Annotated in this window: 10 protein-coding genes; 6 read left to right on the top strand and 4 right to left on the bottom strand. The window is 46.3% G+C overall.

Annotated elements, in window-relative coordinates:
- Nucleotides 1–375, top strand: a 375-nt coding sequence (locus tag AACU59_RS09690; RefSeq protein ID WP_272925435.1) for an IS4 family transposase, incomplete at its 5' end; no start/stop codon positions are given.
- Between the two features lie 13 nt (nt 376–388).
- Here AACU59_RS09690 and AACU59_RS09685 read toward each other — a convergent pair.
- The gene (locus AACU59_RS09685) at nt 389–745 is read right to left on the bottom strand and encodes an endonuclease domain-containing protein (protein ID WP_094145723.1); all 357 of its coding nucleotides are present in this window, start codon (nt 743–745) and stop codon (nt 389–391) included.
- A 17-nt stretch (nt 746–762) separates the two neighbouring features.
- Complete coding sequence (locus tag AACU59_RS09680; RefSeq protein WP_017048454.1) at nt 763–1,818, bottom strand: CNNM domain-containing protein; 1,056 nt, start codon at nt 1,816–1,818, stop codon at nt 763–765.
- Between the two features lie 347 nt (nt 1,819–2,165).
- Here AACU59_RS09680 and hupA point away from each other — a divergent pair, with 347 nt between their 5' ends.
- Together hupA and AACU59_RS09670 are read left to right on the top strand one after the other, a co-directional pair.
- Entirely contained in the window at nt 2,166–2,438 is a 273-nt protein-coding gene (hupA, locus tag AACU59_RS09675) for a nucleoid-associated protein HU-alpha (protein WP_010320328.1), read from the top strand.
- 42 nt (nt 2,439–2,480) lie between these two features.
- The gene (locus tag AACU59_RS09670; protein ID WP_019282250.1) at nt 2,481–3,170 is read left to right on the top strand and encodes a DUF1481 domain-containing protein; all 690 of its coding nucleotides are present in this window, start codon (nt 2,481–2,483) and stop codon (nt 3,168–3,170) included.
- 119 nt (nt 3,171–3,289) lie between these two features.
- On the opposite strand, the gene purD is transcribed toward AACU59_RS09670, so the two are convergent.
- Nucleotides 3,290–4,585, bottom strand: a complete 1,296-nt coding sequence (gene purD / locus AACU59_RS09665; RefSeq protein ID WP_094133280.1) for a phosphoribosylamine--glycine ligase — start codon at nt 4,583–4,585, stop codon at nt 3,290–3,292.
- Nucleotides 4,586–4,910: 325 nt separating this feature from the next.
- Nucleotides 4,911–6,521: a bifunctional phosphoribosylaminoimidazolecarboxamide formyltransferase/IMP cyclohydrolase gene (gene purH / locus AACU59_RS09660; RefSeq protein WP_088729206.1), complete on the bottom strand. Its 1,611-nt coding sequence runs from the start codon at nt 6,519–6,521 to the stop codon at nt 4,911–4,913.
- Between the two features lie 164 nt (nt 6,522–6,685).
- Between purH and zntR the strand changes: the two genes are divergently transcribed.
- The 3 genes from zntR to pdxY all read left to right on the top strand — a co-directional run bounded on the left by zntR (nt 6,686) and on the right by pdxY (nt 9,790).
- Nucleotides 6,686–7,084 carry a Zn(2+)-responsive transcriptional regulator gene (gene zntR / locus AACU59_RS09655; protein ID WP_094145722.1) on the top strand — a complete coding sequence of 133 codons (399 nt, stop codon included), beginning with the start codon at nt 6,686–6,688 and terminating at the stop codon, nt 7,082–7,084.
- A 133-nt stretch (nt 7,085–7,217) separates the two neighbouring features.
- Nucleotides 7,218–8,795 carry a lysine decarboxylation/transport transcriptional activator CadC gene (gene cadC / locus AACU59_RS09650; protein ID WP_094145721.1) on the top strand — a complete coding sequence of 526 codons (1,578 nt, stop codon included), beginning with the start codon at nt 7,218–7,220 and terminating at the stop codon, nt 8,793–8,795.
- 128 nt (nt 8,796–8,923) lie between these two features.
- Nucleotides 8,924–9,790 carry a pyridoxal kinase PdxY gene (gene pdxY, locus AACU59_RS09645; RefSeq protein ID WP_094145720.1) on the top strand — a complete coding sequence of 289 codons (867 nt, stop codon included), beginning with the start codon at nt 8,924–8,926 and terminating at the stop codon, nt 9,788–9,790.
- Nucleotides 9,791–10,115: the final 325 nt, after the last annotated feature.

The raw sequence follows: 10,115 nt of genomic DNA, 5'->3' as shown, positions 1-10,115 counted from the left end.
CAAGTCGAGCAATTGAGAATGCAAAGCAAAGATAACTTAGAAAGGCTCAGCGTTATTCTGGCTTTTATCGCGACTCGGTTGCTCCAGTTGAGATTTATGAATGAATCAGATGAGTTATCTAAGAGCAGTTGTGAGCCGATATTAAAAGGCAAAGCATGGAAGCTAATGTGGCTAAAGCTAGAAAGAAAAGGGCTACCGAAGGAAGCTCCGGACATATCATGGGCTTACAGAGGTATTGCTCGATTAGGGGGTTGGAAGAATACAAAGCGAACGGGTCGTGCTTCTATAAAGACATTATGGCAAGGATGGTTTAGGTTACAAACCATCCTTGAAGGGTATGAACTGGCTAAGTCTCTTGATTCACCAGACTTGTGATCAAGAGACAGGGTTAGGGGGGGGTGTTTAAGTAGCGACAAATATCCTCAACAACATCATCAAGTTGTATTCGTACTTCCTCGTTTGTATACCGTAAAACACGAATGCCAAATTGCTCTAGATAATCAGTTCTTGCTTGGTCGTAGATATAAGAAGACTCGCTGAAATGAGAGTCACCATCGATTTCAATCACCAGCCGATGACTTGGCGCATAAAAATCCACGATATAAGGACCAATACCAAACTGACGGCGAAATTTAGTGCCTAGTTGTTGGCATCGTAACTTTGCCCACACACTTTGTTCTGATGCTGTAGCGTTAGTACGCAATGTTCTACGCAGCATTTTTGTCGATTTAGGATTAGATTCCATTCTATTTCCTTTATTTTTTATTCCTCATCCCTGTTTTCAATGACGCCGTGTGTTTTCTTCCAACGTTCCCAGCGCTGATAAGCAAGCTGCTGCATGTCGGTGGTTTTATCCGCTTCATCAATGATCTCTTCACCCAGTAGGTATTCAAAAATATCCTCTAAGGTCAGAATGCCTTGTACTGTGCCGTATTCATCAACGATTAACGCCAGTTGCAGCCGTTTTTGCATCATTTGATCAAAGGCCTTTAATAAGCTCATTTTGTTGAGCAGCGCATGAAGCGGCCTCATGACCTCTTCTAAACGTTTACTGCCTTGGCCCTTTTGTTGCAGTTTAAATAGCTCTAAGCGATGCACAAAACCGATGATGTCCTCTTTGCTTTCGCCATAAATAAGCGGACGCGAGAAGGGCGTATCTCTATGTTGCACGAGAAACTCGTCGATAGTGAGTTGCGCGCTGGCGCGAAACAAAACCGGGCGCGGTGTCATCACTTGAGTCACTGGGACGTGCTGAATAGCCAACAAGTTATTGAGTATTTTTGATTCGCCATCGGCAAACTCACCGCTTTCATTGGCCAGCATGGCCATCGCGGAGAGTTCATCACGCATTTTGGGCGCTTCATGGTGACGCGCTAAGCGTTTGGTGATCTGCTCTGAAAACCAGACAAAAGGTGTCAGCGCCCACACCATCCAGCGTAAAACCACCGCAGAAGCTGGCGCAAGTTGACGCCAATAGGTTGCGCCAATAGTTTTCGGTACGATTTCCGACAACACCAAAATGCCTAGAGTTAGCACCGCAGAAAATACGCCGAGCCATTCGCTACCAAATACGACCGCCGCTTGTGCACCTGCGCTGGCGGCACCGATGGTGTGAGCAATAGTGTTGAGTGTGAGAATTGATGCCAAGGGACGGTCGATGTCTGCTTTGAGTTTGTTCAGTCTGTCGGCTGAAGGGTGAGCGTTTTGACGCAACTGAGCAAGGTAACTTGGTGTAATGCTCAGTAGCACAGCTTCAAGAACCGAACAGATAAAAGAGACACCGATGGCAACGGCAATATAAACCGTAAGCAAAAACATGATTGTTCCTTAGTTTTATTTATACCAAATCAATACTGCGTTGAGCTTGATCCATGCCAATGTCGGTCATTGGAGGCTCTACCTGCGTAGGATTGTACTGATATATTAGGTCGCTTAAGTGACCTGAAATATCAGGTATCCAAGCATAAGTACGCTATAAATAAGGGCTTACAGCATCAAAAACAAGCGGATATTCTTTGTCAATCAGTAACAAATTGTGAGTTATTGCTCATATTGTGGTTAAAAGTGCGGCATAGAGACAAAAGATCAGCGACAAACCTTTGCCAGACGGGGGCTTTATGTTTTAGAGTGAGGTCAATTCGATAACACATGAGAAGGGAAACCTAATGAACAAGACCCAATTAATCGACTTTATCGCTGAAAAAGCAGACTTATCTAAAGCACAAGCAAAAGCTGCTCTTGAAGCGACTTTAGGCGCAGTTGAAGGAGCTCTCAAAGAGGGTGACCAAGTTCAACTAATTGGTTTTGGTACATTCAAAGTAAACCACCGTGCAGCGCGTACTGGCCGTAACCCTAAAACAGGTGCTGAGATTCAAATCGCAGCAGCTAACGTTCCAGCATTTGTAGCCGGTAAAGCACTGAAAGATTCAGTGAAATAATTTATACTACGCCGAGATACCCTCTCGGCGTAGATTTCTCCCATGAAAAAAATTCTTTTATCCATTCTATTTCCCCTAGTCTTAGTGGGATGCTCTTCCTCTAGCCATACGCCTAGTCTCGAACAATATTCCAATTATACCAGTGGGCAAACCATGGGTGATGCCACCAGTTTTTATTGGTATATCGAGCGTTCAGCCTCTCCAAACAGCGCCGCCGATTATGTCGCATCGGGTGATTATGGTTGGTATAAAACTAATTATCGCTGGGATGAAGGGACATTAAGAGAGCTCAAGCGCGAAGGTGAGCAGCTACAAAAGAAATCGCTCGTGCCTTATTCGGTTCACTTACGTTTTAATGACGCTGGCGAGGCCATTTATCAACAATACCGTGTCGATGGAAAAATACTGCCACTCGATGAAGAGCAGCTTTCCCATTACCTGCAACAAGCACAATACCTGATCTCAGAAACCAAAAATAAAGACAACCAAGGGTTAGAACTGATTCAAGGAGTGTGGGATGGCGAAGTGTTTGAAACCTGTACGGGTCATGAATACACGCAGATGGAATTTAACCAAACGCTGCCCAGTTTTGTGGTCAGTCGTTTAGCATCATTGGATAACTACATCGCATTTTTAGGTAAAATCCGCAATAACCGTGTCTATATCGAAGAGCTATTAATGCTTGCTGATGAGAATCATGGCTGTGTCGAAAAACCGCAATTGTTGAAGTGATGATTAAGTTCATCTCGAAGTGAGTTTAACACCAAGCCAATACCGAAGTATGAATATGAAGTATAAAAATAAGGCGCTCAATGAGCGCCTTATTGGATCATAACCTAGCTTTGTCGTTGTTATTTTGTTGTCTGTTGTTCACGAGCTATCGCGCGGTAGCCAATATCGCTGCGATAGAACATGCCATCCCAGTTGACCTGTTTGGCTAATTGGTAAGCGCGCTGCTGCGCTTGTGAAACTGTGTTACCAAGTGCGGTTGCGCATAACACGCGACCACCGTTGGTGACGACTTCTCCAGCTTGGTTGCTTGTGCCTGCGTGGAAGATTTTCTCACCCGCGACTTCTTGCGTTGGTAAGCCAGAAATGACATCCCCTTTCGCGTAGTCGGCAGGGTAACCGCCAGCGGCCAAAACAATACCGATAGAAGCGCGTGGGTCCCATTTTGACTCCACTTGATCGAGTTTACCTTCTAGAGCGGCAAAGCAGAGTTCGACCAAATCCGATTGCATCCGCATCATGATCGGCTGAGTTTCAGGGTCACCAAAGCGGCAGTTGTACTCAATCACTTTCGGTGTGCCTTGCGCGTCAATCATTAGCCCAGCGTACAGAAAACCTGTGTAAGGGTTGCCTTCTGCCGCCATACCGCGCACCGTTGGATAAATGACCTCTTGCATCACGCGCTCATGGATCTCTGGCGTGACCACCGGAGCTGGCGAGTAAGCACCCATGCCGCCAGTATTGGGGCCAGTGTCTTTATCGCCGACGCGTTTATGATCTTGGCTGGTGGCCATAGGGAGAACATTTACGCCATCGACCATGACAATGAAGCTCGCTTCTTCTCCATCTAAGAACTCTTCAATCACCACGCGGCTGCCTGCATGACCAAAGGCATTGCCTGCGAGCATATCTTGAATCGCGTCTTCGGCCTCTTGCAGCGTCATCGCCACAATGACCCCTTTGCCAGCGGCAAGGCCATCAGCTTTGACCACAATCGGCGCACCCTGCTGGCGGACGTATGCCAAAGCAGGTTCAATTTCTGTGAAATTAGCGTAAGCCGCCGTTGGAATATGATGACGAGCTAAGAAATCTTTGGTGAAGGCTTTTGAGCCTTCGAGCTGTGCTGCCGCTTGCGTCGGGCCAAAGATGGGTAAATCCGCCTTACGGAAAGCATCCACCACGCCAAGCACTAAGGGTGTTTCTGGGCCAACAATGGTCAGTTCAATACGTTTTTCTTGAGCAAAAGCGACCAAACCAGCAATGTCTTCCACTGCAATGTTGACGTTCTCAAGTTTAGGCTCAAGCGCTGTGCCCGCATTACCCGGAGCAACAAAGACAGTTTTAACATTTGGGTTTTGAGCGACTTTCCAACCCAGAGCGTGCTCACGACCGCCAGCACCTATAATCAGAATGTTCATCTATGAGTATCCTTTAACGTATAGAGTTTGTTTGTTGCCATTTACCCCCTCCTAACCTCCCCCCTTAAAGGGGGAGGAACTTGGATGACAATATCTCCCCTTGAAGGGAAGGAACTTGGAGAACAATACCTCTTCCTAAAAGTTAGGTAAGGTCACCTCGTTCTATTCCCTCCCCCTGAAGAGGAAGGAAGTTGGAGAACAATACCTCTTTCTAAAAGTTAGGTGAGGTCACTTCGTTCTATTCTCCCTCCCCTAAAAGGGAAGTAAGGTCATTTGGTTTCTATTCCCTCCCCTTCTAGGGGAGGGCTAGGGTGGGGTAAGGTTTTTAGTGACGGAAGTGACGCATACCAGTAAAGATCATCGCCATACCGTGTTCATCGGCGGCGGCAATCACTTCGTCATCCCGCATCGAACCGCCTGGCTGAATCACACACTTGATGCCCGCTTGCGCTGCGGCATCAATGCCGTCACGGAACGGGAAGAATGCATCAGAAGCCATTACACATCCTTCTACTTGTAAGCCTTCATCGGCCGCTTTAATGCCCGCAATTTTGGCTGAATAAACGCGGCTCATTTGGCCTGCGCCCACGCCAACAGTCATGTCACCTTTTGAGTAAACAATCGCGTTTGATTTGACGTATTTAGCTACTTTCCAGCAGAAAAGAGCATCTTTGATCTCTTCTTCACTCGGCTGGCGTTTGGTTACGATTTTGAGATCATCAAGGCTAACCATGCCTTGATCGCGATCTTGCACTAGCAAGCCACCATTGACGCGTTTCACGTCAAAGCCCGTGGTTTTCGCTGACCACTCACCGCACTCAAGCAGGCGCACGTTTTTCTTCGCCGCAACCACTTCAATCGCTTCCGCAGAAACGATTGGTGCGATGATCACTTCAACAAACTGGCGCTCAACAATCGCCGCTGCGGTTTGTGCGTCTAGCTCGCGGTTAAAAGCGATGATGCCACCAAAGGCAGAAGTAGGGTCGGTTTGGTAAGCACGGTTGTAGGCTTGAAGAATATCGCTGCCCAAGGCAACACCGCATGGGTTGGCGTGTTTGACAATCACACACGCTGGCTCAGCGAACTCTTTCACACACTCAAGAGCGGCGTCGGTATCGGCGATGTTGTTGTAAGAGAGCGCTTTACCTTGGAGTTGGCGTGCAGTAGAGACTGACGCTTCCTCTGGGTTGGCTTCAACATAGAAAGCGGCTGCTTGGTGACTGTTCTCACCGTAACGCATGTCTTGTTTTTTCAGGAATTGTTGGTTGAAGGTGCGCGGGAATTTGCTCTCTTCATCAGCCTTCTTTCCTTCTTCATCAAGTAAAGAGGCTCCATAGGATGGAACCATAGTGCCGAAGTAGTTGGCGATCATGCCATCGTAAGCGGCGGTGTGTTCAAAAGCGGCAATCGCAAGGTCAAAACGTGTTTCGAGTGTTAGCGAATGGTCGTTCGCATCCATCTCGGCAATGACACGGTCGTAGTCATGTGCATTCACCACTATAGTCACATCTTTGTGGTTTTTCGCCGCAGAACGCACCATAGTTGGCCCACCAATGTCGATATTTTCTACCGCATCAGCTAGGGTACAACCTGCTTTAGCAACGGTTTCGGCAAACGGATAAAGGTTGACGACTACCATATCAATCGGCTTAATACCGTGTTGTTGCATGATGTCGTCATCTTGACCACGGCGGCCCAGCACGCCACCGTGTACTTTCGGGTGCAATGTTTTTACGCGACCGTCCATCATCTCAGGAAAACCGGTGTAGTCAGAAACTTCTGTAACCGCAATACCTTGGTCTGCTAATAAGCGAGCGGTGCCACCAGTAGAAAGAATATCGACACCGCGCTTCGCGAGAGCTTGAGCGAACTCAACAATGCCGGTTTTGTCTGATACGCTGATCAATGCGCGGTGAATAGGACGAGCGTTATTCATGCTTCGGTCTTCCTCAAATCATGGAGTTAATAGGAAATTTGATGGCGCACATTCTAACCAAACAATCATCAAAAAGCTCGCGCAATCGTTTGGCATCGCAAAATTTTTTATAAAAATGGCGATATTGGGTATCAAACGTAATAAAAACGTTAAAGGAGAATGAGATGTTTCAAATTGGAGAGCTCGCCAAACGCTGTAAAGTTTCAACCGATACGCTGCGTTTTTATGAAAAAAATGCGCTAATAAAACCGGCGGGGCGCAGTGAGTCTGGTTATCGTTTATATAATCAAAAAAATCAGCAGCAGGTGAGTTTTATTCTCAAAGCCAAAGAGCTAGGGCTCAGTTTGGATGAGATCAAAGAGTTACTGGAAATAAAGCTAGAAGCGACCGAACACAGCTGTGCAGAAGTGAAATCGATCACCAGCGCTAAGCTGGTGGTGATTGATCGAAAAATCGCCGAGTTAACGGCGATTCGTCAAGCGCTAAAAAAAATCAACGATGCGTGCTGCGGTCATATAGACGACAACGCCAGCCACTGCTCAATTTTAGCGGCATTGGAGTGAGATAACCTTAGTTTGCGTTTTTGATAAGTTTGATTATTAGTTTGTTGATATAAAGCTTTATATAATCACACCTCACTTATTTGGTATTAAATTATCATTTTATCAATGATCACTGATACTTCATGGTACACACATGATTGGAATACATTTTCAAATCAACGACTGGATGTTGAGTGTTGATGAAAATAAATTGTATCGCCAAGATAGGGAAGTTTCGGTCGAGCCAAGGTTAATTAACCTTTTGTATTTTCTTGCAAAAAATGCAGGAGAAGTCTTTTGTCGTGAAGAGTTGATTGAACACGTTTGGGGTGGTGCGATTGTCACCGACCAAGTGGTGACTCAATCTATTTTTGAGCTGAGAAAACTGCTACGCGACGGTCGTGAAGAAAACATCCATTATTTAACGACTGTGCCTAAGCGTGGATATAAGCTGGTGGCAAGCGTTACAGAAGTGCTTCCTGAACAAGTTGTCGATCAAAATTGGCTGGTAATTAATGATGAACCCATCAGTAAATCAGCGTTAAGGTCGGAAATTGAAGAGACGGCTGAACCAGAGTTGTCTTGCGATATTGCCTTTCCTGCCGGGCCGTTGACGCGCGCTTTTAGTAGCCGTAATACTTCTACACCACGCGATACCATGCAAATTCGCCGTTGGAAATTGATGGCTTTTGATGTGTTATGGATAGGAGCGTTGATCATCGCTTTTGGTTTATTTACCTACCATCAATCTGAAACCAATATTACTCAAGCGATGGATACCCATTTAATGGAGTTTAAATTCCAAGAGAATTTCGCGCAGGATCAAAGCAATATTGAGTTGTCTGATGGCTTAGTTCAAAAGCTGGCCGCTGACATCGCACAAGTCAGTCAATATCGGGTTCGTTTGAGTAAAACCCGTTTTGCTGCGGGGATTTTAGCGGGAAAAACGGTGACGGTGCAGGTCAAAGATCAGGGCGGTAAAGCTTATTTGGATGTGGAGTATCGCAATAATGGATCGGGGACTATTCTGTTTAGCCGCCAATACTCGCTCGCTTTGTCCCAAATTAAAGTGGTCATGAAGCAAGCCTCGCAGGATTTAATGCAAGCTTTAGCCGTACCGGATGCTGCCAGTAAGGCCGAGCGATTAATGACAGATATGCCCGCCAACCAGCAGGCATTAGTCAAGCTGATTCAAGCCCATCATTATCTCAATGTATCTCAGCCATCTTCTTTTAAAGAGGGGATTAGGTTGTTAGAGGAAGTATTGAAAATTGAACCTGATAACGCTTACGTGCAAGCGGAGTTATTAGTGGCTTACTATGTGCAAACTGCGCTCGATCCAAGCCAAGTGCTGAGTATTGACCGCGTGAATCAATTGACGCAGTCATTACTGCATGCCATCGAGCAAGGCCAACCATTGCAACAGCCGCGTATTTTCGAAGCATTAGCGCTGCATGAGACCATGCGTGATAATGCGTCGCAAGCCAATCACTATTTGCAACAAGTTCTTGCTGAGCGTGAATCAGTACTGGCGTATGTACTTTTGGGTAAACTGGCTGAATTACAGGGTGATATGGAAAGGGCCAGTGAAGCGTACAGCGAAGCTTTTTATATTGATACGTCGATGGAAACTTATATGTTGTGTGAGAACTTAGCTTTTTATAGCAACCTTAAGTCGATTGATTACGCGCTCTATCGCGCCGTTCATCCATCGGTTACGACTGTGTTATAGAAACGGTGCGTTGGGTTTCATCTCAATTATACTGCGTGGTTTATGGCGTGCTATAGCACGAGAGTTGAGTGTTTATTACTCATCGTTATTTATGCTGGGGGCTTTAACTGTCCCCTTTCGAGGCGACTATGCAAGGTATTCTTTCTATCCAATCTCACGTGGTGTATGGCTGCGCAGGCAACAGTTCGGCTGTATTCCCTTTGCAGCGTTTAGGGCATGTGGTTTGGCCGATTCACACCGTTCAATTTTCCAACCACACCCAATATGCGCAGGGCTGGACGGGCAAAGTGATGCAACCGGGTGATATCAGTGATCTCGCGCAGGGCTTAGTTAACATTGAGGTCGTCAGCGGGATCAAAGCAGTGATTTCAGGCTATATCGGGAGCGATGCGCAGGCTGATGAAATTTTAGATACGGTTGAGCGAGTGAAATCTGCGAATCCTAACGCCCTATATATTTGCGATCCTGTGATGGGGGATCCGGTTAAAGGTTGTGTGGTGAGTCCTGATGTGACCAAAGCTTTGTGTGAACGGATCATGCAGAAAGCCGATATTATTGTGCCTAATCAGTTCGAGTTAGCTCGATTTACGGGGATCGAGATTGATGATTTGGAGTCGGCGATTAAGGCGTGTCAACGCGCATTAACCATGGGGCCAAAAATTGTATTAGTGAAGCATCTGCACAGTGCTTCTGAGCATCAATTTACCATGTTGTTGGGTAGCGCTCAGGGCCTGTTTCTTATCACTCGGCCTTTGCTGGATTTTGTTCGCCAACCTGTAGGGGTAGGGGATCTCATTACGTCACTCTTTACTGGGCATTACTTGAATAATCACGATGCACTGAAATCATTCGAGCTGTGTAATCATGCGGTTTATCGTGTCTTAAAGCAAACGGCAGAGCAGGGCGAGTGGGAATTGCAAATTATTGCCGCTCAAGAGGAATTGGTCAGCACCATCGCTGATTTTACCGCCGTGCTGATAGCAACTGCAGGCTAAAACATCATCCAACGATACCAAACCCTAGTCCGAACGATCGCTCCTATCCTAAACCTTCAACCTCAGGCTTTTCTTTGTCGAGCGACTCTGTTCGCTCTATCGCGTGTTCTCTCAACTCTCAACTCTCAACTGATCAAAGCTATGGAGTCCGTTGGCGTTGGGCGAACATTGCGTTGGCAATGTCCAATTGTGTAGTGAAACCTTTCCTGATAACTGCGTTTGTGGCTTTATCACATCAAACGGTTTGTTTATCTCACCTATCTGCTCCGATTGTTCTCTCCTGATATTTTTAGCTTTTGTGATGTTTTGTTGTTTTATTTTTTAT

The organism is Vibrio sp. V23_P3S9T160, assembly GCF_963886625.1.
Taxonomy (GTDB): Bacteria; Pseudomonadota; Gammaproteobacteria; order Enterobacterales; family Vibrionaceae; genus Vibrio; species Vibrio anguillarum.
The sequence above is the reverse complement of the archived record's forward strand: the minus strand, read 5'-3'. Positions and strand labels throughout refer to the sequence as shown.